This is a genomic window from Kocuria palustris (assembly GCF_007666205.1).
Lineage (GTDB): Bacteria > Actinomycetota > Actinomycetes > Actinomycetales > Micrococcaceae > Kocuria > Kocuria palustris_A.
Genome location: NZ_VDOR01000002.1, coordinates 124,351 through 148,363, shown reverse-complemented (window position 1 = coordinate 148,363; position 24,013 = coordinate 124,351). Strand labels below are relative to the sequence as shown.

At 72.6% G+C, this 24,013-nt stretch carries 21 protein-coding genes; 7 read left to right on the top strand and 14 right to left on the bottom strand.

Going from position 1 to position 24,013, the window contains the following annotated elements; genetic code table 11:
- The first annotated feature begins 82 nt into the window (after nt 1-82).
- A complete protein-coding gene (locus FSY66_RS02760; RefSeq protein ID WP_144791068.1) occupies nt 83-1,063 on the top strand; it encodes a hypothetical protein in 981 nt (326 codons plus the stop codon).
- On the opposite strand, the gene FSY66_RS02755 is transcribed toward FSY66_RS02760, so the two are convergent.
- The 13 genes from FSY66_RS02755 to FSY66_RS02700 all read right to left on the bottom strand — a co-directional run bounded on the left by FSY66_RS02755 (nt 1,053) and on the right by FSY66_RS02700 (nt 15,307).
- Nucleotides 1,053-2,951: an NHL domain-containing thioredoxin family protein gene (locus FSY66_RS02755; protein WP_144791066.1), complete on the bottom strand. Its 1,899-nt coding sequence runs from the start codon at nt 2,949-2,951 to the stop codon at nt 1,053-1,055. The genes FSY66_RS02760 and FSY66_RS02755 overlap by 11 nt on opposite strands.
- Nucleotides 2,952-3,119: 168 nt before the next feature.
- Nucleotides 3,120-5,348 carry a bifunctional copper resistance protein CopD/cytochrome c oxidase assembly protein gene (locus tag FSY66_RS02750; RefSeq protein ID WP_144791064.1) on the bottom strand — a complete coding sequence of 743 codons (2,229 nt, stop codon included), beginning with the start codon at nt 5,346-5,348 and terminating at the stop codon, nt 3,120-3,122.
- A gap of 151 nt (nt 5,349-5,499) precedes the next feature.
- A complete protein-coding gene (locus FSY66_RS02745; RefSeq protein WP_260853403.1) occupies nt 5,500-6,837 on the bottom strand; it encodes a Dyp-type peroxidase in 1,338 nt (445 codons plus the stop codon).
- Nucleotides 6,834-7,526 (bottom strand): copper chaperone PCu(A)C, encoded by a 693-nt coding sequence (locus tag FSY66_RS02740; protein WP_186304374.1) that lies wholly within the window; start codon nt 7,524-7,526, stop codon nt 6,834-6,836. The genes FSY66_RS02745 and FSY66_RS02740 overlap by 4 nt, the downstream gene beginning before the upstream one ends.
- Entirely contained in the window at nt 7,523-8,239 is a 717-nt protein-coding gene (locus FSY66_RS12510) for a copper resistance CopC family protein (protein WP_186304373.1), read from the bottom strand. The genes FSY66_RS02740 and FSY66_RS12510 overlap by 4 nt, the downstream gene beginning before the upstream one ends.
- A 263-nt stretch (nt 8,240-8,502) precedes the next feature.
- On the bottom strand, nt 8,503-9,171 hold the full coding sequence (locus FSY66_RS12505; protein WP_186304372.1) for a hypothetical protein: 669 nt from the start codon (nt 9,169-9,171) through the stop codon (nt 8,503-8,505).
- Nucleotides 9,172-9,407: 236 nt separating this feature from the next.
- A complete protein-coding gene (locus FSY66_RS02730; RefSeq protein WP_144791060.1) occupies nt 9,408-9,689 on the bottom strand; it encodes an HU family DNA-binding protein in 282 nt (93 codons plus the stop codon).
- A 69-nt stretch (nt 9,690-9,758) separates the two neighbouring features.
- Nucleotides 9,759-10,064, bottom strand: a complete 306-nt coding sequence (rpsN, locus tag FSY66_RS02725) for a 30S ribosomal protein S14 (RefSeq protein ID WP_144791058.1) — start codon at nt 10,062-10,064, stop codon at nt 9,759-9,761.
- Between the two features lies 1 nt (nt 10,065).
- Complete coding sequence (rpmG, locus tag FSY66_RS02720) at nt 10,066-10,233, bottom strand: 50S ribosomal protein L33 (RefSeq protein WP_006213876.1); 168 nt, start codon at nt 10,231-10,233, stop codon at nt 10,066-10,068.
- Nucleotide 10,234: 1 nt separating this feature from the next.
- Entirely contained in the window at nt 10,235-10,471 is a 237-nt protein-coding gene (gene rpmB / locus FSY66_RS02715) for a 50S ribosomal protein L28 (protein WP_144791056.1), read from the bottom strand.
- A gap of 420 nt (nt 10,472-10,891) precedes the next feature.
- Entirely contained in the window at nt 10,892-13,189 is a 2,298-nt protein-coding gene (malQ, locus tag FSY66_RS02710; RefSeq protein ID WP_144791054.1) for a 4-alpha-glucanotransferase, read from the bottom strand.
- A gap of 74 nt (nt 13,190-13,263) precedes the next feature.
- Nucleotides 13,264-14,112, bottom strand: a complete 849-nt coding sequence (locus FSY66_RS02705; protein ID WP_144791052.1) for an HpcH/HpaI aldolase/citrate lyase family protein — start codon at nt 14,110-14,112, stop codon at nt 13,264-13,266.
- Nucleotides 14,113-14,230: 118 nt separating this feature from the next.
- Nucleotides 14,231-15,307 (bottom strand): glutathione S-transferase family protein, encoded by a 1,077-nt coding sequence (locus tag FSY66_RS02700; protein ID WP_144791050.1) that lies wholly within the window; start codon nt 15,305-15,307, stop codon nt 14,231-14,233.
- 322 nt (nt 15,308-15,629) lie between these two features.
- Here FSY66_RS02700 and FSY66_RS02695 point away from each other — a divergent pair, with 322 nt between their 5' ends.
- Nucleotides 15,630-16,772: a hypothetical protein gene (locus FSY66_RS02695; RefSeq protein WP_144791048.1), complete on the top strand. Its 1,143-nt coding sequence runs from the start codon at nt 15,630-15,632 to the stop codon at nt 16,770-16,772.
- A gap of 78 nt (nt 16,773-16,850) precedes the next feature.
- Nucleotides 16,851-17,564 (top strand): hypothetical protein, encoded by a 714-nt coding sequence (locus FSY66_RS02690; RefSeq protein WP_144791046.1) that lies wholly within the window; start codon nt 16,851-16,853, stop codon nt 17,562-17,564.
- A 452-nt stretch (nt 17,565-18,016) separates the two neighbouring features.
- Here FSY66_RS02690 and catA read toward each other — a convergent pair whose 3' ends face one another.
- The gene (gene catA, locus FSY66_RS02685; RefSeq protein WP_144791044.1) at nt 18,017-18,886 is read right to left on the bottom strand and encodes a catechol 1,2-dioxygenase; all 870 of its coding nucleotides are present in this window, start codon (nt 18,884-18,886) and stop codon (nt 18,017-18,019) included.
- Nucleotides 18,887-19,237: 351 nt separating this feature from the next.
- Between catA and benA the strand changes: the two genes are divergently transcribed.
- The 4 genes from benA (at nt 19,238) to FSY66_RS02665 (ending at nt 23,916) form a co-directional block, all read left to right on the top strand.
- Nucleotides 19,238-20,614: a benzoate 1,2-dioxygenase large subunit gene (gene benA, locus FSY66_RS02680; RefSeq protein WP_144791042.1), complete on the top strand. Its 1,377-nt coding sequence runs from the start codon at nt 19,238-19,240 to the stop codon at nt 20,612-20,614.
- Between the two features lie 47 nt (nt 20,615-20,661).
- The gene (gene benB, locus FSY66_RS02675) at nt 20,662-21,177 is read left to right on the top strand and encodes a benzoate 1,2-dioxygenase small subunit (RefSeq protein ID WP_222115501.1); all 516 of its coding nucleotides are present in this window, start codon (nt 20,662-20,664) and stop codon (nt 21,175-21,177) included.
- Nucleotides 21,178-21,412: 235 nt separating this feature from the next.
- Entirely contained in the window at nt 21,413-23,014 is a 1,602-nt protein-coding gene (gene benC / locus FSY66_RS02670; protein WP_144791040.1) for a benzoate 1,2-dioxygenase electron transfer component BenC, read from the top strand.
- Nucleotides 23,011-23,916 carry a 1,6-dihydroxycyclohexa-2,4-diene-1-carboxylate dehydrogenase gene (locus tag FSY66_RS02665; protein ID WP_313955530.1) on the top strand — a complete coding sequence of 302 codons (906 nt, stop codon included), beginning with the start codon at nt 23,011-23,013 and terminating at the stop codon, nt 23,914-23,916. The genes benC and FSY66_RS02665 overlap by 4 nt, the downstream gene beginning before the upstream one ends.
- Nucleotides 23,917-24,013 lie beyond the last annotated feature (97 nt).

Genomic DNA, 24,013 nt, shown 5'->3' with positions numbered 1-24,013 from the left:
CCGGATGCCGCCCTGCGCCATCTGCGGGGCGGATCCGCCCGTCGCCCGCCCGGAGGCGACGGCATCGACTACCGTGAGCCGGATGGATCAGAACACCGCGGTGCGCCGGGCCATCGGCCTGTGGCTGGTCCTGCTCGTGCTCGCGATGATCGCCGCCTGGATCACGATCTCGCTCGTGAACAAGTACATGTACGGCCCCGAGACGGATGTCCGGGCGTACTTCGAGAACCTCCAGGAGGGCGACGGCGGCCGCGCTCTGGGCCTGCTCAATGCCGAGGCCCACATCGACGACGACGCCGTGCTGCTGGACGGCGATCCCCTGGCCCGGGCCACCGAGAGCCTCGAGGACCTCGAGGTCACGACCGTCTCGCAGAGCTCCGAGGAGGCCGTGGTGCGCGCCGACTTCACCCTCGACGGGCAGCCGCACTCCTCCGAGTACCGCCTCGTGCCGGTGGACACCCAGTGGGGGTTCTTCACGGTGTGGGGCTTCGAGGAGTCGGTCCTGCCCACGGTCTCGGTGTCCATGCCGGGTGCGAGCAGCGCCGACCTCAACGGCACCTCCGCCGCGCTGCCCGACTCGCAGCAGGACTTCGCGGCGTTCCCCCCGGGCGTCTACTCGGCGTCCTACGCCTCCCGGTGGATCGACACGGAACCCGCCTCGGTCGTGCTGACCGACGAGGCCCAGCACGAGAGCATCGAGCTCGAAGCCACCCCGTCCGCCGCCCTGGAGACCGAGGTCTCGCGGCAGATCGCCGCCGACCTCGCGGAATGCACCGAGCAGAGCAGCCTGTACCCGGCGGACTGCCCGTTCTCCCACGACTTCGACGGCCGCGTGCAGGGCGATGTCACGTGGCGCATCACGCAGCAGCCGGACCCGGCCATCACGATCGGCGCCGACGGCGGCCGGGACTGGGCCATGGCCGCCGCCCCCGGCACCGCCGAGGTCTCCTTCACGTCGGTGGACCTCTTCGACGGCTCGACCGAGAAGGTCACCGAGTCGGTCCCGTTCACCTACGACGGCAGCCTCGACGTCTCGGGCGACACGGTGACCGTCAGCCGCTGAGCCCCCGCAGGTCCAGCACCAGGGCGTCCTCGGCGCCGTCGGCGACCGTGAACGGGATGCCCCAGTCCTGCTGGTACAGGTGGCAGGCGGCATGGTCGGGGATCTCCCCGCCGGGCTCCCCGTCGCAAGCCGCGGCGCGCGCGGTGATGTGCAGGACGCCCTCGGTCACGCCCTCGGCCAGCGTGATCTCCCGCGTGAGCCCCTGTGCGGTGCCCGCGCCGTCGGCCAGGGCATCGGCCGGCGAGGTCGACAGCTTCAGCTGCGTGGGATCGCCCCAGCGGTCGTCGAGCTTCTGCCCCGCGGGCGCTGCGAAGCGGACGTCGACCGTGAGGGTGCCCGGTGCGATCGGGGTGCGCGTGCGCTGCGAGACGGAGGCACCCTCGTCGACGCTGCGCATCCGCTCCGGGATCGGGAGGCGGACCAGGCGGTGGCGGTTGGTCTCGACCACGATCAGCATCGGGGTCTCCCCCGAGGCGTCCACGAGCACGTCGGAGGGCTCGTCGAAGTCCCGCTCGAGCGTCGAGAGCGCGCCCTGCACGGGGTCCCAGCGGCGGATGGCGCCGTTGTACGTGTCGGCCACGGCGATCGACCCGTCGGGCAGCACGGCCACCCCGAGGGGGTGCTGCAGGCGGGCCCCGGCGGAGTCGCCGTCGCGGAAGCCGAAGTCGTAGAGGCCCAGGCCCGCGGCGGTGGACACCTCCGCCGGGGCGCCGTCGGCGACCGCGATGGCGCGCAGCGCGGAGGACTCCGAGTCCGCGGCCCAGATCGTGCCGTCGGGGGCCTCGACGAGCCCGGAGGTCTGGGCGAACCAGGACTGCGCGGCCGGGCCGTCGACCAGGCCCTCGTCGCCGGTGCCCGCAGCGACCGCGAGCGCCCCGGTGCGCGGGTCGAAGGTGAAGATCTGGTGCGTGCCGGACATCGCGACCACCAGGGTGTCGGCGGCCTCGGACCACACGACGTCCCACGGCGAGGACAGCGCGACGTCGAGCGGATCGGCGCCCTCCGCGATGAAGTCGGCATGCACGCCCCGGGCGCGCTCGGAGTCCAGGAGGCGCTGCACGCCGCTGCCGGCCAGCGTCGTGACCGTCCCGTCGGACAGCCGCACGCCGCGCAGGCGGTGGTTCACGGTGTCGGCCACGATCAGATCCGCGCCGACGGCATCGCGGACCGCTGCGGGCAGCAGCGCCAGGCCGCGGGGCTCGTTGAACCGCGCCTCCTGGGGGCCGCCGTCGGCGTGGCCCCGGGTGCCGTCGCCGATCGTGGACAGGACGGTGCGCAGGTCCGCGTCCAGGCGCACGAGGCGGTGATGGCCGGTGTCGGCCACCAGCGCGGTGCCGTCCTCGAGCAGCACGGCCTTCTCCGGGAAGCGCAGGTCCTCGTCCGCGGTCTCGGGCGGGACGTAGGGCCCGTCGCCGCGGTGCAGGGTGCCGGCGGCCTCGTGCTTGCCCACGAGCTCCTCGACCAGCGGGACCAGGCCCTGCACGTGGCCCTCCCCGGAGAGGTGGGCCACGATGTAGCCCTCCGGGTCCACGACCACCAGGGTGGGCCAGGCGCGGGCCGTGTAGGCGTCCCACGTGACGAGCTCGGGGTCGTCGAGCACCGGGTGGTGGATCTCGTAGCGGTCCACCGCCGCCGCAAGGGCCTCCGGGTCGGCCTCGTGCTCGAACTTCGGGGAGTGGACGCCGACCGTGACGAGCACGTCCGAGAAGCGCTCCTCGAGCGGGCGCAGCTCGTCGAGCACGTGCAGGCAGTTGATGCAGCAGAAGGACCAGAAGTCCAGGATGACGATCTTGCCGCGCAGCTTCTGCCAGTCCAGCTCCTCTCCGCCGGTGTTCAGCCAGGAGCGGCCGGTCAGGGTGGATGCTCGGACGCGGGAGATCGCGCTCATGCGGAGGTCCTCTCGTGGTGCGGGGTGCTCGTGCCGCGGGGCTGCTCGGCACGTCGTCGACGACGGCCCGGTGCCGAGCCGCCCGGGCGGCCCTGCTCGGCACAACCCCCGGGCCGCATCAGGGTATTCCGCCGCGGCCGCCGCGCGCCCGACGGCCGCGGGAGGCCCTCAGCGCCGATCGCGCTCGGCCAGGTCCTGCATCATCGCGTTGTACGCCTCGAGCTCGGCGTCGTCGGTGCGCTCGGCCTCGCGATCCACCCGGCGGTTCTCCCTGCGGCCGTGCAGCGCCCACTGGATCGCCACGACGACGGCCAGCAGGGCGGTGGGCAGCTCGCCGATGCCCCACATCAGCGCGCCGCCGATCTGCTGGTCCTCGATCGCGCTCGGGCCCCAGTCCCGGCCCATGTTCCCGAACCACGAGGCCTCGAGCAGGGTGTCCATGCCCATGATCGTGACGCCGACGAACGCGTGGTAGACCATCGTGGCGATCAGCAGGACCAGGCGCATGAAGTGCGCCGGGCGGTACGGGATCGGGTCCTGCCCCACGAGCACCAGGGCGAACATGTACCCGGTGAACAGGAAGTGGGCCATCATGAACTCGTGGCCCACGTGGGTGCGCAGCGTGATCCCCAGCAGCGGGGTGAAGTAGAAGATCACGATCGAGGCCGCGAAGTTCACCCCGGCGAAGATCGGGTGGGTCACGACCCTGCCCCAGGTGGAGTGCACCAGGCGCAGGATCCACTCGCGGGGGCCGCGGGTGCCGTCCTGCCGGGGCTCGAGCGCCCGCAGCAGCAGGGTGACCGGGGAGCCCAGGACCAGGAAGACCGGGATGATCATGGTCAGGGACATGTGCTCGACCATGTGCGCCGAGAACAGCACCCGGGCGTAGATCGCCAGCCCGCCCGAGGTCGCGTACATCAGCAGTGCCAGGCCCACGTACCAGGACACGGCCCGCAGCGGCGACCACCGGCCGCCGACGCGCGAGACCTTCCACAGGGCCCACCCGTAGGACAGGCCCAGGGTCGCGATGATCGCGACCCACAGCCAGTCGAAGCGCCACATGGTGAGCAGTCCGGCGGCCGTGGGCTCCGGCGGCAGCTCGTAGAACGTGAGCACGCGGGCGGGCGACGCGTCGTCGGCCAGCTCCTCCGGCACCGGCGGCGCGGAGTTGCCGAGCGCGACGGCCACCCCGATCAGGGCGCCCATGAGCACGAGCTCGCCCAGGACGACCTGCCACACCGCCCGTCGTCCGGAGATCCGGCCCTCGTCCAGCGCCGGGATCACTGCTCGGCGGTGCATCAGGCCCGCCACTCCCACGAGCAGCGTCAGGATGACCTTGACCAGCACCAGGATCCCGTAGTCGCTCGTGAGCTGGGTCCAGGACCCGATGCGCACGCCCGCGTTGATGATCCCCGAGGCCAGGACCAGCACGTAGCACCACAGGGCCACCGCGGAGAAGCGGCGCAGGACCACGGCGATCGTGGGGACGCGCCGGCCCTTCGCGGCGTGCTGGGCATCCGCGCCGCGGCGCAGGCGGGAGCCGATCGGCAGGGGCGTCGTCGTGGTGTCCGCGGCCAGCGGCCGGGAGATCCAGGCCAGGGCGGCCAGGCCGCCGGCCCACAGGCACACGCCGAGCAGATGCAGGCCCAGCGAGTTCACCGCGCCCATGTGGTCGTCGCCGCCGGCGGAGTGCCCGTTCAGCGCCATGGTCACGATCCCGATGCAGCCGATGGCCAGCGCCGCGGCCAGGCCCAGCCGCGAGCGCAGGCCGAAGAGCATCGTCGTGGTCACCGCGGCGACGATCGCGCCGACGGCGAGCGCCTGGCCGGTGGGGATCTCGGTCGCGAAGCTCACGAGCTGGCGCGTGTAGTCCGAGCTCGCCGAGACCGGGACCCCGGAGACATCGGCGTAGGTGAGGATCAGGACGACGACCGAGGCCACCGTCCACACGACCGAGGCCGCGCCCGCGAGCCCGACGGTGCGGGCGAACAGCGGGTGCTCCGCATCCTGCGGAGCCTGCTCGCGCTGCCGCGCCGAGCGGGGTCCGGCGCGGCGCCCCCCGTCCAGCCGATGCGGGACCACGGAGATCGCCACGAGGATCGAGCCCAGGGCCACGACCAGGCCGACGTCGCGCACGGCCTCGGCGATCGGCAGGCCCCAGCGGACGAGGGCGCCGGGATCGGCGACCTCCTGCGGGGCGGCGGCCCCCGAGAACGCGAGCGCGCCGATCAGGCCCGCGAGCAGCGCCAGCAGCGCGGCCGCCGGCCACCACGGCGAGAGCCCGTGGCGGGCGTCGGCGCCCCCGCTCGGCGAGGGGCGGGCCCGGTCCCCGCCCGGGGACGTGCGAGATCCCGTCTCGCCGCTCGCGGCGGCGGTCGTGTCCGCGGTGCTGCTCATGCTGTCCTCCCGGCGGGCGGCGCTCCCGCCCCGCCCCGTCGTCGTCCGTGCCGCTCGTCCTGCTCCGCCGTCGGCCTGCTCCCCGCGCGGGCGCCGGCCCGACGGCAGGCCCCGGCTGCGGGCTCCCCGCTGCCGGACCTGTCCGAGGGTCTCACCACAGCTGCTCCCCCACGAATCCGCCGGGCGGGCAGCCCGGGGGGATCGCGAAGACCGCCGAGCCGATGGGAGCGGTCCAGGTGTTCAGCATGTCGAGCTCGTCGAGCCGGCGCTGGATCGGCACGAACTGCTCGTGCGGATCCGCCTGGTACGACGCGAACAGCAGGCCCGAGTCGCTGAGCCCTCCCGCGATCTCGCCGTGGGCGGAGGAGCCGGCCCCACCGTTCACGGGCAGGTCGTAGTTGAAGACCCGGCGGTGGATGCGCACGCGCTCGTCGGGATGGCGGGCGCGGCGCATGTGGGCGTAGTCCGCGATCACGGGGAAGCCCACCGGGGTCCTCGCCTCGAAGTCCGGCTCGTCGTGCTCCTCCTGGCCGGTGAGCGGAGCGCCGGTGTCCAGGGTGCGGCCCACGGCGTCCTCGCGGCCCGCGCGGTCCACCTCGTCCCACGTGTCCAGGTTCATGCGGATCCGGCGCAGCACCAGGGAGGTGCCGTCGCGGATCCAGGGATCGAACGCGTCCGGCCCCTGTCCCCACACGATCCGCTCGTGCTCGGGGGTGCCGGCGGCGGTGTCGACGGTCCCGTCCACCTGCCCGAACAGGTTGCGCGGCGTCGTGCCCGCGGGCTCGGCGCCGGGGGCGGTGCGGAAGCCGTTCTGCACCCAGCGCAGCGTCCCGAAGCCGCGGACGTCCTTGAGCAGCACGCGCTGGGCGTGGGCCAGGCTCAGCGGGTCCTCGCAGCACAGCTGCAGCAGCAGATCGCCGTCGCTCCAGTGCGGCTCCAGGCGGTCGATCGAGAACTCGGGCAGGGGTGCGAGCCACCCGGGGGCTGCCTCGGGGGCCGCGATCCGCAGCAGGCCCGGGCCGAAGCCGAAGGTCGCCGTGAGGCGCGACGGGTTCTGCGCCATCTCCGGCTCCTGGTCGCCGAGGGGAGCGCTCCCGGCGGTCAGCTCCGCGGCATCCTGGCTCAGCACCACGAGCATCCGCCGCAGGTCGTCCTTCGAGGTGCCCTCCGCCAGGTCGATCCCCAGGAATGCCGCGAACCCCTGGACCGGGGTGTCGATGCCCGCCTGCCGCGCGCCGTGGAAGTCCTCGGCCGCGTCTCCGATGAACGCCGGCTCCGCGGGGGCCGCGCCTCCGGGGCCGGGCGCCGACGACGTCCGACCCCCCGAGCGCAGCCGCGAGGCGCCGAGGCCCATGGCCCCGAGCCCCGCGGCGGCTGCCGCCCCGACCCCGCCGCCTGCCGCGAAGAGCCCGCGCCGCGACAGGCCGCCGACAGCCCGAGCCCCATCGGCCTGCGGGCCCGAGCCGGCGGGCCCGGGGCGGCCGGTCACTGCTCGGCCTCGCACATGGGCAGCGCGTCCTGCCCGCCGGAGTCGTGCGCACCGCCGTGCGCCATGCCCTCCATGCCGCTCATCGCGGCCTCCGAGGACTCGGCCCCGCTCGGCTGCTCGCCCGGGGCGTACTCCTCCTGGGCCCCGGCGTAGTCGCGCACCGGCAGCTCGACGGTCGTCGCCGAGCCGTCGTCGAACTGCAGCTCGAGGCTCAGCTCCGTCCCGGCCATGGGCGCGCACTGCAGGTCCATGAGCATGAGGTGATCCCCGCCGGGCTCGAGCGCGGCGGTCTCCCCCGGCCCGATCAGGAGCGGCTCCTCGCGGGCCTGCATGCTCGAGGCGCCCGTCTGCGGATCGGCCGCGGTCTCGTGCAGCTCGACCTCGCCCGCGATGCCGTCCGCGGAGGCGCCCGTGAGCGTGACGGCGGTGTCGCCGTCGTTGCGCAGCTCGCCGAAGGCGGAGGTCATGCCGGAGTCGGCGGCCTTGAGCCACGGCTGCTCCACGGTCACCGAGTCGGCGGCCGCGGCCCGGTCCCCGGTCGCTGAGCCCGCAGCGGAGGCGTCGCCCCCCGCGCCGCCGGAGCACGAGGCGAGCAGCAGCGCGGACAGGGCCGCGCCTGCCGCGACCGCGGTGCCCCGGAGCGGCAGCGACCCGGCGCCGCGCGCGTCGACGGATCCCCGGGGGCTCATCGGCTCATCCTGCGCATCATCACGATCGCCGCAGCGACCGCTCCGAGCACGACGATGCCGCCGCCGATCATCAGCCACAGGGCCGTGCCGGAGCCCTGGTCCTCGACGGTGTCGGACTCGCCCGCCTCGGCCGGGGCCTGCTGGGAGCCCTGCGCCTCGGATGCCTCCTGCGAGGAGCCCTCGGAAGCGGACTCCCCCGCCCCGGGCTCCGCAGCCGAGGCCCCGTCCGAGGGCTGCTCCGAGGCGCCCGCCTCGCCGTCGACCGTGTAGTCGAAGGCGCCCTCGATGGGATGCCCGTCCGAGGAGACGACGCGCCATGCGACCGAGTACTCACCGGGAGCATCCGCGTCGTCGGAGAGCTCCTGGATCACGGACGTGCCCTCGATCTGCGGCTCGTCCGCCGTGACGTCGGCCCCGTCCGGTCCGGTCACCTGGATCTGCGCGCCGACGTCCTGGGGCTGGGCCGTGAAGCTCAGCTCGATCTCCTGCGGGGCCTGCGCCTCCGAGGCCCCGTCCTCCGGGACCGACCCGGTCATCGTGTCGTGGGCCAGGGCGGGCGCCGGGGCGGCGATGATCGCGGCCGCCGCCAGCCCCGCGGCCGCGCGTCCTGCCCGGCGGCGTGCTCGACCGGCGGTCGGGAGACCCGCGCGGGCGGTGCCCCGCCGCGTGATGACGGGTCGGGCGTCGGTGCTGTGGTTCCTGCTGTTCGACATGGTGATTCCTCCTGCGCCGCCGACCCGCCGCCTCGAGGGGCGACGGGCACGGCGCTGCTGCTGCGGTGGCGCCGCACGGCACCCGATCGGGGCGCCGCCGCGGCGAGGGTCTGCTCGGCTCGCGGTCGGCCGCGCGGTGCTCCCGAGAAAGGGCACGGGCGCGGCGGACGTCGTCGGACCCGGCCGTCGCGCGGCGGCTCGAGACCGCCTCGGTGCGGACCGGCTGCGCCGCGACAGGCGCGCGGTCCGGCACAGGGCGCGGGTCAGGCGAGGAGACCGGCAGCGGGCGGCCCGCGGTACCGCAGCGACGAGAGGACCGCCTGCGCCTGCCGCGGGGCGTCGGGGGCCATCGGGAGAGCGCAGCGCCACCGGGGCCGGGGCGCGATCGCGGCGCGCTGCGCGCGGGCGATGAGCACGCGGGCGCGGATCAGGAGGGTGGCCAGCAGCCGCAGGACGAGGCTCTCGCCGTGGCGCAGGACCAGGACGGTCAGGATGCCGGCGGCCACGTGCAGGACCGGCATGAGCAACGACCCGGCGGCGGCCCCCGTGCCGATGGCCTCGAGGCCGCCGTGATGATGTCCCGCGGCGGCCTCCGGCTGCAGCACCAGGGCGGGGCCCTGGGCGTCGACGGCGTGGCCCGCATGCCCGGCATGACCGGTGCGATCGACCGCCGCGGTCATGCCCCCGGACATCGAGAACAGCCCGTGGAACACCAGCTGCGAGACCGCGACCGACAGGACCAGCCCCACCCGAGGCAGGCGCAGCCCGGCCAGCAGCATGCACACCGGTGCGCACAGCGCCATGCACAGCACGACGAGCAGCGCGGGCGGCCACGGCCCGCCGGCCACCGTGTGGGCCAGCACCGCCGCGCCCGTGGCGACCGTCGAGGCGGTCCAGCCCCGCACGAAGCGCAGGGTGCGCGCGGTGATCACGGGGCCCTCCTTCGACGGCTGCGGGGCGCGGGGCGGGGCGGGCGGCCGCACTGGGGCGGCCGCTGCCGGGTCCCGTCATTATGCCGCCGCGCGGCGCGGGGCCGCGAATCCGCCGTGGCAACCGCGTCGGGCCCTGCGGCGGCGGAGGACCGTGCAGAACGCCGCAGGGCGGCTCCCGATGGGGGAGCCGCCCTGCGGCGGACGGACTGAGCGCAGACCGGCTCAGCCCGGAGACATCACTTGGAGGCGGCAGCCTTCAGCTTGGAGCCGGCGGAGAGCTTCACCGAATGGCCCTCGGGGATCTCGATGGACTCGCCCGTCTGCGGGTTGCGTCCGGTGCGCGCCTTGCGGACGGTGCGCTCGACGGAGAACCAGCCGGGGATGGTGACCTTCTCGTCCTGGGCGACGGAGGTCTCGAGGACCTCGAACAGGGCGTCGAGGACGCCGTTCACCTGAGCCTGGGTGGTGTCCGCCTTCTCGGCGATCTCGGCGACGATCTCGCTGCGGTTCTTAGCCATACTGCAGTCCTCCTGGGGTTTGGGGTCTACTCGCCGGCACCTCAGCAGAGGTGCCCGTCGGTCTGGAAGTTACCAGCTCGACTTGGTGATGCCCGGCAATTCGCCCTTGTGAGCCATGTTCCGGAACCGGACGCGGGAGATCCCGAACTTCTGGAAGGTGCCGCGCGGGCGGCCGTCGATCTGGTCGCGGTTGCGGACGCGGACCGGGGAGGCGTCCCGGGGGAGCTTCTGCAGGCCCAGGCGAGCGGCCTCGCGGGCCTCGTCGGAGGCGTTCTCGTCGACCAGGGTCTTCTTCAGCTCCGCGCGCTTGTCGGCGTAGCGGGCCACGACGAGCTTGCGCTGCTCGTTCCTGGCGATCTTGGACTTCTTGGCCATCTCAGCGCTCCTCGCGGAAATCGACGTGCTTGCGGGCGACCGGGTCGTACTTCTTGAGCACGATGCGATCCGGGTTGTTCCGACGGTTCTTGCGGGTCACGTAGGTGTACCCGGTTCCGGCGGTGGACTTCATCTTGATGATGGGACGGACGTCCTTATCCTTGGCCATGTCAGAACTTCTCCCCTCGTGCCTGCATCTCAGCGACGACAGCGTCGATGCCCCGGGCGTCGATGACCTTGATGCCCTTGGCGCTGAGGTTCAGCGTGATGTTGCGGCGCAGGGACGGAACCCAGTAGCGCTTCTTCTGGATGTTCGGGTCGAACCGGCGCTTGGTGCGGCGGTGCGAGTGCGAGATGGTGTGTCCGAAGCCCGGCTGAGCCCCGGTCACCTGGCAATACGCTGCCATTGTGCTCTCCTCCAAATGTCGACGAATGACGGCACGCTGTGGTGCGCGCTGATGCACGGATGCAGCTGCGGCAGCGGCCAGGGCGTCCCGTCACCTGAGTACAGCCACCGTTCATGAACCCAGGGCCCTCTCACAGGCCCGGCACGGTGGGGAACCGTCAGGGGTCCGCCATGACGACGGCGAAGATCGTGGTGCCGGAAGGTGGACTCCACCACACGACAGCCTCACATCGTAGGCTGGCGCCGGGTTGCCCGCAACTTTTCACATCCTCCCCTCCAGGGCGGATGCCGCTCCCGCCCCGGGAGTCCCGGACGCGCGGCGGAGCCCAGGACAGGGATGGAACGAGGATCGAGTCTAGTCGACGCGCCGCCGATGACCAAGCGGGTGCGGGTGGCGTGGCTCACACCCGCCCGGACCGGCTCAGCCCGCGTCCGCGGGGCCCGCATCGGCGTCGCCGGCGGCCGTCGGGGCCTCCGGATCAGCCCGGCGCGGCTGCGACGGCGCCCCGTCGCGCTCGGTCCGGCGCATGGCCCGCCCGAGCGCCCTGTTCATCACCTGGGACAGCGAGCGCGCCCGCTCGGAGGACTGGAGATCCTCGAGCAGCACGCGCCGCCCGTCGCCGTCGGCGAGCGGGATCCGCCAGTTGGGGTGCTGCTCCCCGGAGGTGCCCGGCTGGTTCTGCACCCTGCGCTCCCCCACCGCGTCCACGAGCTGGACGCAGTGCAGCAGCGACGGGGCCAGCCCGAGGTAGGCGTGCAGCGCCTCGACGGTGTGCTGCTCGTCGGCGTCCTCGGGCAGCAGGCCCTCCTCGGCCACCGCATCGAGCCACCGCCGCACAGAGGCCTGCGCCTCGGCGCGCTCCTGCTCGACGGGCCGCTCGAGCAGGTCGAGCTCGTCGCGCAGATCCACCTGCACGCCCTGGAGGTAGCCCGCCGTCGGGGGGAAGTCGTGCGTGCCCACGGAGGCCATGGTCTCGACCCGGTAGTCGCGGGGGTCCTTGGGGCCCTCGCCCTCGGTCTCGAACCACAGCACGGAGGTGCCCAGCACGCCGCGGGCCGAGAGCTCGTCGCGCACCCAGGGCTCGACCGTGCCCAGGTCCTCGCCGACCACCACGACGTCGGCCCGCTGCGCCTCGAGGGCCAGGATGCCGAGCATGGCCTCGTGGTCGTAGGAGACGTACGCGCCGTCGGAGGCCGCATTGCCCTCGGGGATCCACCACAGCCGGAACAGGCCCATGATGTGATCCACCCGGATGCCCCCGGCGTGGCGGAAGATGCTGCGCAGCATCTCGCGCCACGGCCGGTAGCCGGACTCGGCCAGCCGGAACGGGTGCCACGGCGGCTGGCTCCAGTCCTGGCCCTGCTGGTTGTACATGTCGGCCGGCGCGCCCACCGAGACCCCCCGGGCCAGCGACCGGTTCAGGGACCAGGCGTCGGCGCCGTCCTTGGAGACCCCCACGGCGAGGTCGTGCATCACGCCGATCGACATCCCCGCGGCCTTCGCCGCGTGCTGGGCCCCGGCCAGCTGCTCGTCGAGCAGCCACTGGAGCCAGATGTGGAAGTGGATCCGGCCCTCCAGCCGGGTCCTGGCCTCGACGGCGTAGGGCGCCTCCGGGCCGGCGGCCTCGTCCTCCCACAGCGGGGAGTCGGGGCCGATCTCCTCGCGGATCGCGCACCACAGGGCGAAGTCCTGCAGCTGCTGCCCGCTCTCCGCCACGAACCGGCGCAGCTGCTGCTGCCGCTGGGCCGAGCGGCGGACCGTGTAGAGCAGCTCGAGGGCCTTGAGCTTGGCGGAGTGGACCTCGTCGCGCTCGACGTCGTCCACGTCCAGGATCCGGCGGCGCTGGATCACGTCCAGGGTCGAGACGATCTCGGCGTCGCCGGGGCGCAGGTAGACCATCTCGGGGATGTCGGCGATGCGCAGGTACAGCGGGTTGAAGAACCTGCGGGTCACGGGCAGGTAGGGCGAGGGCTCGATCGGCGGGACGGGCTCCGAGGCGTGCAGCGGGTTGACCAGCACGTAGTCGGCCCCCTGCTCGCCGCCGATCGCGGCCAGCCCGCCGAGGTCGTTGACGTCCCCCACGCCCCAGGTCCGGTCCGAGGCCACGGAGTAGAGCTGGACGGCCCAGCCCCAGCGGCGCTTGTCGAGCAGGCGGTCCGTGGTGGACAGCCGCTCCGGGGTCACGGCGAGCTCGATCTCCGTGGGGACGCCGTGGTCGACCTCGGGCGCGCTGGCCCGCAGCTCGTACCACTCCGGGGCGAGGTCGGCGGGCACGCGGTAGGACAGGCGATCGATCCGCCGCCCGTCGATCTCCCGGGTCTCGGCCCCGCCGGCCTCGGGCTCGAGGGTCCGCGGCTCGCCGTCGACGACGACCTCCACCACGGGCGAGGCGCCCGAGGGCACGTGGACGCGGAAGGCGTCCCCGCGGCCCTCGACGGCGATCACCACGGGCGGAAGCATCCGGCCCCACGGCGCATCGAGGTGCGACCGGAGCGAGCGCTGCGCGGCGTCCTCGCTCGAGACGTCCATGTCCAGCGCGGAGAGCACCGAGCTCAGCGTGGCCTCGGGGACCTCGGCCTCCTGCCCGTCGAAGCCCTCGTAGCGGGTGCTGACCCCGAGCTGCTCGGCCAGCCGCCGCAGCGTCGCGCCCGTCGCCCCCTCCCCCGGGGACCCCGTCGCGGAGCTGGGCAGGGGCGAGCCGTCATGACGATGATCCATGCGGCCATCGTATCCGCCGGCCTCCCGGACCCGGCGAGGCCCTTCTCACACCGAGCCCGCGCGGGCGGGGCGGCTCAGCGGTTCCAGAGGCCGTACGTCGCGGCCAGCTCGGAGACCTTGCGCGCGCGCGACAGCCGCGGCAGATAGCTGCCGTCCATGGCCGAGCCCATGCCGGACTCGTGCTCGTCGAGCAGCTCGCGCGCCCAGGCGATCTCCTGCTCGGAGGGGGCCAGGCCGGTGTTGATCGCCTCGGTCTGCCCCGGGTCCAGAGTCAGCTTGCCGGTCATGCCCATCGACTGGGTCACCCGGCAGGCCTCGGCCAGCGCCTCGCCGGAGGCTCCGGGCGTGGGCCCGTCGATCGGGCCCGGAAGCCGACCGACCCGCGAGGCGACGACGAGGCTCGAGCGGGCGTGCGCCAGGGCCATGGGCTCGGCGGAGGCGCCGGTGTCCCGGCGGAAGTCCCCCACGCCGAAGGCCAGCCGGAAGACCCCGGGGGCCCGGGCGATGTCCGTGGCGTTCACGATCCCGAGCGCCGACTCGACGAGCGCGATGACGGGGGTGCCCGCCGGCATCATCATGGCCGTGCGCGTGATGTGATCGGCCGACTCGGTCTTGGCCAGCATGAGCCCGCGCAGGTTCTTCGCCCCGGAGAGGGCGTCCAGATCGGCCTGCCAGTGCTCGGAGTGGATGTCGTTGATGCGCACCCAGGCCCCGGCCCCCTGGTCCAGGGCCTCGACCACCGCGGCGCGGCCCTCCGCCTTCCGGTCCTCCGGGAGGCCGTCCTCGATGTCGAAGATCACGGAATCGGCCTCGGAGGCCAGAGCCGGCGCGAAGGCCGAGGGATCGGCGGCGCCCACCAGGAGGACGGAGCGGGAGAGCCGGGCCGGCAGGGCCGCGGCTCGCTGATTGCGGTACGGGGTCACGGGCATCGTCCTTCGGAAGCGCAGCTGAGGCCGCGGCGGCGGCGCGCTGCCGCGGCGGGGATTCGACGGATCAGCGTACCGGGCGCCGCCTCGGCGCCGGCGGGCCCGGTGCCCGGGATCACGCCCCCAGCGGAGTGTGCGCGGGGTCCACGCGCTCCTCCGGGCGGACCGGCCCGGGGGCGGTGCCGTCGCCGAACGGGCTGCCGCCGAGGGCCTCGCGGCCGTGCGGCTCGAGCCAGTTCTCCAGCGACGGGCCCACGGGCACGATCTGCGTGGGGTTCAGGTCCTCGTGGACGATGTAGTAGTGCTCCTTGATCTGCTGGAAGTCGACGGTGTCGCCGAATCCGGGGGTCGTGAACAGATCTCGGGCGTAGGCCCACAGGTTCGGCATCTCGCTGAGCTTGTTCCGCGACGCCTTGAAGTGGCCGTGGTAGACGGGGTCGAAGCGCACCAGCGTGGTGAACAGGCGGACGTCGGCCTCGGTGATCCGGTCCCCCATGAGGAACCGGCGGTCGGCCAGGCGCTGCTCGAGCCAGTCCATCGCGGTCCACAGCCGATCGTAGGCCTTCTCGTAGGCCTCCTGGGAGCCCGCGAATCCCGCCCGGTACACGCCGTTGTTGACCTCGGTGTAGATGCGCTTCATCACGGCGGCCATCTCGTCCTCGAGCTCGGCCGGCCACAGGTCGGGGGCGCCCGGGCGGTGGTGGGCGGTCCACTGCTTGGCGAAGTCCTCGGTGATCCGGGGGAAGTCGTTCGTCACGACGGCCCCGGACTCGATGTCCACGATCGCCGGGACGGTGATGCCGCGGGGGTAGTCGGGGAAGCGCGCGAAGTAGGCCTCCTGCAGGCGCTCGATCCCCAGCACCGGATCCCGCCCGTCGGGATCGAGGTCGAAGCGCCACGAGCGCACGTCGTGGGTCGGTCCGGGCAGCCCGATCGAGATCGCATCCTCGAGACCCAGCAGGCGGCGCACGATCAGCGTGCGGTTGGCCCACGGGCAGGCCCGAGCGGCGACGAGCCGGTAGCGCCCGGCCTCGACCGGCCAGGCCTGCGCCCCCTCGGACAGCTGCGCCGCTGCGGGATCGGCGACGATGCGGTCCTCGATGTAGTTGGTGTCGCGGTCGAACTCCGCACCCTGGTGCACGTAGGCGCCCTTGGTGCTGTGCTCGGTCCCGGCGGTGCTCAGGTCGCTCATCGCTGCCTCCGAATGCCTCTGCGGTCCGTCCCGAGCGCGCCGCGCGGCGGCCCGGGCTCCTGTCCCGGTTTAGATGATACGTCACGCACACCCGGCTGACCAGCCCCCCGGCCGTGGCGTCCCTCTCACGCCTCGGCCTGCGGCCCCGCCCGCACGTAGGCTGAGCGGCGCAGGCCCCGCTGCGCCCGGCCTGGGCCGATGCCCGCCCGGCATGCTCCGGCAGCCCGCGGGCGCCGGAGCCCGCACCCGGGGCTCCGGCAGGGCGCTGCGACCATCCGCCGATTCCGGCCCCGCCGCGTGCGGGCGAGAGGAAGTGCCGCCAGTGACCCAGAGGCTTCGCGTGGAGATCGTGCGCACGGAGTCCCAGCTGCGGGAGTTCATCGCCCTGCCCTGGGAGCTGCACCCGGCCCATCTGCACATGCCGATCATGGAGGGGACGATCCGCGGCTGGTTCGACGGCACCGTGAGCCATCCCGGGCGGATCGACCTGGTCCTGATCCGCGACGAGGAGGGCGCCGCCCGGGGCCGCTCCACGGTCCACACCCACGACGCCCTCGAGCACCGGCTCGGGACGCCCACCCTCTTCTTCGGCGCGACCGAGTTCGCGGACCTCGCCTGCCTCGAGGCGCTGACCCTGTGGGCCGTCGAGCGCGCCCGCTCCCTCGGCAAGCGGCAGCTGCTCGGCCCCTGCGCGCTGGATGCGCAGGAGCGCTGCGGCGTGATCACCAGCGGCTTCTCCGAGCCCACGTTCCTGGATCAGCCCTGGAACCCCAGCCGCGTGCCGGAGAGCTTCGAGCTGCTGGGCTACGAGCGCTGGTCCGAGGGCTCGACCTGGTCGGTGGACCTGACCCGCGCCGAGCCCCGGCGACCGGAGCGCAGCGAGTTCGAGGACCGCGGCGTCGAGCTCGTGCAGCTGCGCCGTCGCGACGTCGCCCACGCCCTCCCGCGGCTCGCGGCCGCCGTGAACGAGGCGATGGGGCGCCAGCACTACTTCACCGAGATGGACGAGCAGCAGTTCGCCGCCTCGGTGCAGGATCTCTCCGTGCTGCTGGACCTCGACATCGTGGGCCTGCTGCGCTCCCGGGACACGGGCGAGATCGCCTCGCACTTCGTCTGCATCCCGAACATCTCCCCCGCCGTGCGCGAGGCCCGCGGACGGCTCGCCCTGCGCGACCAGGCAGGGCTGGCGCTGCGTCGTCGCCGGTATCGGAGGGAGGCCCTGCTGATCGTGCAGGGGACCCGGGCGGAGCACGAGGGGAAGGGCCTGCTCTCCCTGCTGAGCCAGGAGATCATGGGCCGGCTCAAGGCCAAGGGCTGCCGACGGCTGCTCGTGACCTTCATCGTCGACGAGAACATCGGCTCCTCCCGGCAGTTCGAGCGCGTCGGGGGGAAGCCCCTGCACGGGACGACCTTCTACCGCCTGGACGTCGAGCCCGCGCGGCCTTCCCCGGCCGCCGTATCCTGAGGAGCCACGGACTCGGCACCGGCCATCGCCGACCGGCCCGGTCCGGCGGATCCGCGCACCGGCAGGAGGCGACGAGGCATGACCGATCACCCGCACGATCACCCGCACGAGCGGGCCGCCGCCGACCCTTCGGGCCCGCGCGGGCCGTGGGGGCGCATGCGCGACGAGCAGCCGCCCGCGCCCCCGGCGCGCGACGTCTCGGCGCGGGGCGGCCCCGGGCAGGACGATCCGTCCGCGGGTGACCGGCCGGCGATCCGCGCCCGCCGTCGGGCCGTGCGCGGCGTCTCCTTCGCGCTGATCAGCCTGGGGATCCTGCTCGCGGTCGCCTTCGGCGCCTCGGGCCGGGCTCTGCTGGGGGCCCTGGGGCTGCTGCCCGCGATCCTCGGGGCGGCCGGCTTCCTGGCCGTGGCCCTGGGCGTCCCGGCCGTGCTGCGGCTGCCGCGCCGGGAGCACCGACCGGGGAGGGCCCTCTGGCTGCTCCCGGGCCTCGTGCTCGCCCTGGCGATCGCCTTCCTGGCAGCGGCCTTCTGGACGGATGCCGCCTCCCCCGAGACCGGGTCGCCCTGGACCATCGTCTGGCTCGTGAGCGCCGCGACCCTGGTCACGTTCGCCGGCCTGGCCTTCGGGCTCGTCGCGGCCTCCCGGCTGACCGTGCCGGACGACGACGACGACGCGCCCCTGCGCCGCGTGGACTGGGACGAGGAGTACCCCGGCCGCTTCGGCGACGAGCCCGGGCGGCCGCCGGAGGGCGACGGCTACGACTCGTCCTGGATCCGCGGCGAGCGCCGCTGAGCCGAGCGCGCCCGGCACCGGCGACGGGCCCGTCGCCGCCCGGGCCCTGCCGCAGCGAGGCCCGGGCATGCGAACGGGCCCTGCCGCTTGGGGGATCAGCAGGGCCCGTTCTGCGTCCGCATCGGGGGAATGGGACGCGTCCATCGCGCGCGGGAATCATCCGAGGACACTTCGGGGGACGTCCTCGGGCCGATACGCGCGACATCACCAATATAGGGGACGGACACCCGCCCGACAAGAGGTCGAAGAATCATCGGTCTCGCGCTCCCCGGCATCCGGACCGCCCCGTCCGACCCCTCCCGCTCCCGGCCTGACCAGCGCCGTCGCTCCGAACGGCCGACAGGCCCCCGCCTCGACCCGCGGACGGGTCGGAGGCGGGGGCCTGCCGCAGCGGTCCCCTCGACCGGCGACGATGCCGGCGCGGGAACGACCGATCCCCGCGGGGGATCAGATCACTTGGTCTCGCCCTCGCGAGCCAGGACGTAGTCGTAGGTCACGACCTCTCCGTCGCCGTTCTCGGCCGGCTTGGGATCGAGCATGAGCTCCGGCTTCACGGCGCTGGCGATGTCGTCCTCGTTGTGGATGTCGCCGGGGAAGTAGAGCTGCTGGGTGACCAGCTGGAAGCCCGGGGCGTGCACCTTGATGTGGATGTGGGCCGGGCGCCAGGCGTGCCAGCCGGCGGCGGCGATCAGCTGGCCGCAGGCGCCGTCGGTCGGGATCTGGTACGGCGCGGGGCGCTTGGTGTGGATCTCGAAGTGGCCGTTGTCGTCCGCCGAGACGGTGCCGCGGAACAGCCACTTGGGCAGCTCCGGGGCGTACTGCGAGTAGAAGCCCAGGGCGTCCGCGTGCCACATCTCGACGGTGGCGTCCTTGATCGGGCTGCCGGAGGTGTCCGTGAAGTCGCCCTGGAACACCAGCGGCGTGCCCTCCTCGTCCTCGCGCATCTCGAGCGTGGCAGGGGTCTGCATCTGGGGGGCGTTCGGGACGTAGTACGGGCCCTCGATGGTGCCGACGACTCCCGGGCGGTCCTGGGAGTTGATGTCCTCGATGGTGTGCTCGAGCCAGACGTCGAGGAACAGCGGCCACTCGCCGTCCGCGCCGACCTTGATGAGCCAGGCCTTGAAGGCGTTGTACTCCTCGTAGGTCGCGCTGTGCTTGACCGCGACCTCGTTCAGGGCGTTGACCAGGTCCGAGGCGATCGCGTCGACGCGCTCCTTGGGGACCTGCAGACCCGAGAGCTTGCCGGACTCGGCGAAGCGCTGGGTGGCGAGCGAGCCGGCCTCGACGGCGGTGCCCTCGTTCTCCTTGCGGGATTCAGTCATGTCGACCTCCACGTAGTTCTGCCTGCCGCGGCGCGCCGGCCGTCCGGCGGCCGGCGCTGTCCGGAGCGGGTGATCCGGGCGCACCTGTGATGTGCGATACACCCAGCCTAGGCTTCGGATTGCTCACATCACAAATATGAATGCCAGGGCATCTCTTCTCGCTGGACAGCATTCCGACCCCTTGCCCCCCACTAGGCATTCCCCTGATGTGAGGGTGATCACCGAACCCCAGACTTGGGGCATCATTGGACGCACGTCACATGTCCGCGATCACATCGCCGCGGGCGGTGGCGCCGCACAGCCGCCCGGCCCCAGCCGCCGCCGCGGCCGGTCGACACTCCAGGAGGAGCCATGACTGAGAACCTGACCCATCTGCACGACGTCATCGACAACGCCGTGATCGACGACCGCGAGAACGGCGTCATCCGCGCCAAGCGCGAGATCTTCACCGACGAAGAGGTCTTCGAGCTGGAGATGAAGTACATCTTCGAGGGCAACTGGATCTACCTGGCGCACGAGTCGCAGATCCCGAACGTCGGCGACTACTACACGACCTACATCGGCCGCACCCCCGTCGTGATCACCCGCGACAAGGACGAGCAGCTGCACTGCATCATCAACGCCTGCGCGCACCGCGGCGCCATGCTCTGCCGCCGGAAGACGGACAACCGGACCACGTTCACCTGCCCGTTCCACGGCTGGACCTTCCGCAACAGCGGCGAGCTGCTCAAGGTCAAGGACGGCCGCAACGGCGCCTACCCGGAGGGCTTCAACAAGGAGGGCTCGCACGACCTCACGAAGGTCGCGCGCTTCGAGTCCTACCGCGGCTTCCTGTTCGGCTCGCTGAACCCGGACGTCAAGCCCCTCGAGGAGCACCTCGGCGACGCCACCAAGGTCATCGACTCGATCGTCGACCAGTCCCCGGACGGCCTCGAGGTCCTGCGCGGCGCCTCCACCTACACCTACGACGGCAACTGGAAGGTCCAGGCGGAGAACGGCGCCGACGGCTACCACGTCACCTCCGTGCACTGGAACTACGCCGCGACCACGTCGCGCCGCTCGTCGGGCGACTCCACCAACACCACCAAGGCCATGGACGCCGGCAAGTGGGGCAAGCAGAAGGGCGGCTTCTACTCGTTCGAGCACGGCCACCTGCTGCTGTGGCAGGAGTGGGGCAACCCGCAGGACCGCCCGCTGTGGGACCGCCGCGAGGAGCTCGTGGAGAAGTACGGCGAGGAGATGGCCAACTTCATGGTCAACATCTCGCGCAACCTGTGCCTCTACCCGAACGTCTACGTGATGGATCAGTTCTCGTCGCAGATCCGCGTCTTCCGCCCGCTGTCGGCGGACAAGACCGAGGTGACGATCTACTGCATCGCCCCCGTGGGCGAGTCCAAGGAGTCGCGCGCCAACCGCATCCGCCAGTACGAGGACTTCTTCAACGCCTCGGGCATGGCCACGCCGGACGACCTGGAGGAGTTCCGCTCCTGCAACAAGACCTACTGGGCCAAGGACGCCCAGTGGAACGACATGACCCGCGGCGCCGAGCACGAGATCAAGGGCCCGGACGAGCAGGCCAGGGCGCTGGGCATGGACCGGGTCATCGCCTCGGGCGTGAAGACCGAGGACGAGGGCCTGTACCCGATCCAGCACGGCTACTGGCACGAGGTCATGGAGAACGGCCTGCAGGCCGAGGAGGCTCAGGAGGCGGCTGCCGCCTCGCGCTGAGCTCGACCCGCCCGCAGACCGATCCCCATACCCGAAGGAGACACCACATGGCTGAGCTCATGAGCACGGAGGACATCCAGGTCCTCGAGACCGTCCGAGCGTTCCTCCACCGCGAGGCCCGCCTGCTCGACGACCGCGACTTCGACGCGTGGATCGAGTGCTACCACCCGGATGCCGAGTTCTGGATGCCGGCGTGGGACGACGACCACGAGCTGACCACGGATCCGCAGAGCGAGATCTCGCTGATCTACTACTCCAACCGCGGCGGCCTGGAGGACCGCGTCTTCCGCATCAAGACGGACCGCTCGTCGGCCACCTCGCTGCCGGAGCCGCGGCACAGCCACAACCTCTCGGACATCGAGGTCCTGGGCCGCGACGGGGACACCGTCCACGTCCGGTACAACTGGCTGACCGGGTACTTCCGCTACAACAACGACATGTACTACTGGGGCTACACCGAGGTCGACATCGACCTCTCCGGCGACAAGCCCCAGATCACCAGGAAGAAGGTCGTGCTCAAGAACGACTACATCCACCAGGTGATCGACATCTACATGATCTGAGGCCCCCGAGCCCCGCGGCCCGCCGTCCACGATCCCCGGGATCATGGCGGTGGGCCGTCGGGCGTCGGCCGTTCCGCGGGCCGCCCCTGTGCCGGGCGCTCCGCCCCCGGCCCGGGAGCTCCCCGGGCCGATCCGAGACCACGGAAGGCGCGCAGCGCAGCACCGCCTCCGCGCCCTTTCCGCCCCATGCACTTCCTGACGCGGCCGCAGCGCCGCAGAGGACGAGGAGAAGACCATGCCCAACCAGGTCGCACTGAACTTCGAGGACGGCGTCACCAAGGTCATCAAGGTGGGTGACATGGAGACCATCATGGACGCCGCGTTCAAGGCGAAGATCAACATCCCGTCCGACTGCCGCGACGGCGCCTGCGGCACCTGCAAGTCCTTCTGCGAATCGGGCGACTTCGATCCCGGGGACTTCATCGACGACGCGATGACCGAGGACGAGCTCGAGAAGGGCTACGTCCTCACGTGCCAGGCCATGCCCGAGTCGGACATGTCGGTGAACATCCCGAGCACGTCCGAGATCGCCAAGACCTCCGCCGTGACCTTCCAGGGGAAGGTCGACCGGATCGAGCGCCACTCGGACTCCACGATCTCCTTCGGCATCGACGTCCCCAACCGCGACGAGCTGGCCTTCCTCCCGGGCCAGTACGTGAACATCAAGGTCCCGGGCACGGACGAGGTCCGCTCGTACTCGATGTCCAGCGGCCCCGACACCGACGAGACCACCTTCATGGTCCGCATCTCGGAGAAGGGCGCCATGTCGGAGTACCTGCGCGACCGCGCGCAGGAGGGCGACGAGATCGAGTTCTCGGGCCCCTTCGGCTCCTTCTTCCTGCGCGAGCCCAAGCGCCGCCTGCTCCTGCTGGCCGGCGGCACCGGCCTGGCGCCGCTGCTGTCGATCCTCGAGAAGCTCGCGGACTCCGGGACCGATCAGCCCGTGCACCTCATCTACGGCGTGACCCGCGAGGCCGACATCGTCGGGCTCGACCTGCTCAAGGCCTACGAGGACCGCCTGTCGGACTTCACCTGGGACTACATCGCCTCCGAGGAGGGGACCTCCGCCCCGCACACCGGCTACGTCACGCAGATCACCGAGCCGGAGCACCTCGCCGACGGCGATGTCGACATCTACCTGTGCGGCCCGCCCCCCATGGTCAACGCCGTGTCCAAGTGGCTCGAGGACGAGCAGGTGAACCCGGCGAACTTCTACTTCGAGCGCTTCGCGCCCAAGGGCACCACGGGCGGCGACGACGAGACGGGCGCCCCGGTCTCCTCCGACCAGATCGACGAGAACACCTCGCAGGAGGCGGCCGTCTCGTCCATGGAGACCGGCGTGCTGAAGTTCGGCAAGGTCGACACCGCGGCGCACCTCGACGCCCGCGCGGGCCTCGAGACGGCCGCGGCGCGGCTGCTGATCGGCAAGCTGACGGAGGAGCAGCTCGACAACTGGGCTCGCCTGGCGGACAAGTGCGACGGCACGGTCGAGGACGGCAAGCTCGTCGACGCCCAGGCCTTCGTGGACGCCAACTACGACTTCCACGAGTACCCGTTCACGGTCGCCGACAACCCGGCGCTGCTCACCGCGTACCAGGGCCTGGACACCCCGACCCACATGCGCGAGGCGCTCGACAACGGCGGCGTGATCTTCGAGTCCGTGGTGCGGGATCACCACGAGCTCGTCGAGCTCATGCGCGCCGGCGAGCTCGACAAGGTCCTGGAGCTGGTCCAGTCCCACACGGTGCAGGCCAAGCAGACCATGGACACCGCCGTCGACGCCCACGACGACTCCGCGACCGAGAAGCCGGACGCCGCCGCCGGCCCGGAGGCATGATGGCGGGCCAGGACCGGCAGAAGGATCCCGGGACGCCCGGGGCGACCGGCACCGACGTCTCGGGCATGCCGACCGCCGAGACCGGCGCGCAACGGCCCGCGGCCCTGAGCCCGGGGCGCTTCGACGGCAAGGTCGTCGTCGTGACGGGCGCCGCCCAGGGGATCGGGCGCGCCGTCGCCGAGCGCGTGGCGGCGGAGGGCGGCACGGTCGTGCTCGTGGACCGCTCCGAGATCGCCGAGGAGGTCGCCGACGGCATCAACGAGCGCGCGGACGCGGGCTCCGGGCGGGCCACGGCCGTGACCGGCGTGGACCTGGAGCAGGCCTCCGGCGCGGAGCAGTTCGTCGCCGCCGCGCTGGAGGCGCACGGCCGGATCGACGTGCTCATCAACAACGTCGGGGGGACCATCTGGGCCCGTCCGTACGAGGAGTACGACGTCGAGAAGATCGACAAGGAGATCCGGCGCTCGCTGTTCCCCACGCTGTACTCGTGCCATGCGGTGCTCGCGCCCATGCTCGAGGCCGGCTCCGGGACGATCGTCAACGTGTCCTCCGTGGCCACGGGAGGCCTCAACCGCGTGCCCTACGCGGCGGCCAAGGGCGGCGTCAACGCGCTGACCAAGGCGCTGGCCTTCGAGGTGGCCGAGCGCGGCATCCGCGTGGTGGCCACTGCCCCGGGCGGCACGCTGGCGCCCCCGCGGGCGGTCCAGCGGGGGCCGGGCCCCGAGGGCGAGCAGGAGGAGGCCTGGTACCGCACCATCGTGGATCAGACCGTCAGCTCCTCGTTCATGAAGCGGTACGGGACCCTCGAGGAGCAGACCGCTCCGATCGTGTTCCTCGCCTCGGACGAGGCCTCGTACATCACCGGCTCCGTGCTGCCGGTGGGCGGCGGCGACCAGGGCTGAGCTCCCTCGCCGCGCAGCGGCCGCCGCACCCGCAGGAGCCGGGCGCCTCATCGCGAGGCGCCCGGCTCCTGCGGCCTCCGCGCCCCGGGACCTCTGC

What these genes read in the sequence shown, in the direction of transcription:
- FSY66_RS02760 (WP_144791068.1), top strand. Translation starts at nt 83, where the DNA reads ATGGATCAGAACACCGCGGTGCGCCGGGCCATCGGCCTGTGGCTGGTC.
- FSY66_RS02755 (WP_144791066.1), bottom strand. Translation starts at nt 2,951, where the DNA reads ATGAGCGCGATCTCCCGCGTCCGAGCATCCACCCTGACCGGCCGCTCC.
- FSY66_RS02750 (WP_144791064.1), bottom strand. Translation starts at nt 5,348, where the DNA reads ATGAGCAGCACCGCGGACACGACCGCCGCCGCGAGCGGCGAGACGGGA.
- FSY66_RS02740 (WP_186304374.1), bottom strand. Translation starts at nt 7,526, where the DNA reads ATGAGCCCCCGGGGATCCGTCGACGCGCGCGGCGCCGGGTCGCTGCCG.
- FSY66_RS12510 (WP_186304373.1), bottom strand. Translation starts at nt 8,239, where the DNA reads ATGTCGAACAGCAGGAACCACAGCACCGACGCCCGACCCGTCATCACG.
- FSY66_RS02730 (WP_144791060.1), bottom strand. Translation starts at nt 9,689, where the DNA reads ATGGCTAAGAACCGCAGCGAGATCGTCGCCGAGATCGCCGAGAAGGCG.
- rpsN (WP_144791058.1), bottom strand. Translation starts at nt 10,064, where the DNA reads ATGGCCAAGAAGTCCAAGATCGCCAGGAACGAGCAGCGCAAGCTCGTC.
- rpmG (WP_006213876.1), bottom strand. Translation starts at nt 10,233, where the DNA reads ATGGCCAAGGATAAGGACGTCCGTCCCATCATCAAGATGAAGTCCACC.
- rpmB (WP_144791056.1), bottom strand. Translation starts at nt 10,471, where the DNA reads ATGGCAGCGTATTGCCAGGTGACCGGGGCTCAGCCGGGCTTCGGACAC.
- malQ (WP_144791054.1), bottom strand. Translation starts at nt 13,189, where the DNA reads ATGGATCATCGTCATGACGGCTCGCCCCTGCCCAGCTCCGCGACGGGG.
- FSY66_RS02700 (WP_144791050.1), bottom strand. Translation starts at nt 15,307, where the DNA reads ATGAGCGACCTGAGCACCGCCGGGACCGAGCACAGCACCAAGGGCGCC.
- FSY66_RS02690 (WP_144791046.1), top strand. Translation starts at nt 16,851, where the DNA reads ATGACCGATCACCCGCACGATCACCCGCACGAGCGGGCCGCCGCCGAC.
- catA (WP_144791044.1), bottom strand. Translation starts at nt 18,886, where the DNA reads ATGACTGAATCCCGCAAGGAGAACGAGGGCACCGCCGTCGAGGCCGGC.
- benA (WP_144791042.1), top strand. Translation starts at nt 19,238, where the DNA reads ATGACTGAGAACCTGACCCATCTGCACGACGTCATCGACAACGCCGTG.
- benB (WP_222115501.1), top strand. Translation starts at nt 20,662, where the DNA reads ATGGCTGAGCTCATGAGCACGGAGGACATCCAGGTCCTCGAGACCGTC.
- benC (WP_144791040.1), top strand. Translation starts at nt 21,413, where the DNA reads ATGCCCAACCAGGTCGCACTGAACTTCGAGGACGGCGTCACCAAGGTC.
- FSY66_RS02665 (WP_313955530.1), top strand. Translation starts at nt 23,011, where the DNA reads ATGATGGCGGGCCAGGACCGGCAGAAGGATCCCGGGACGCCCGGGGCG.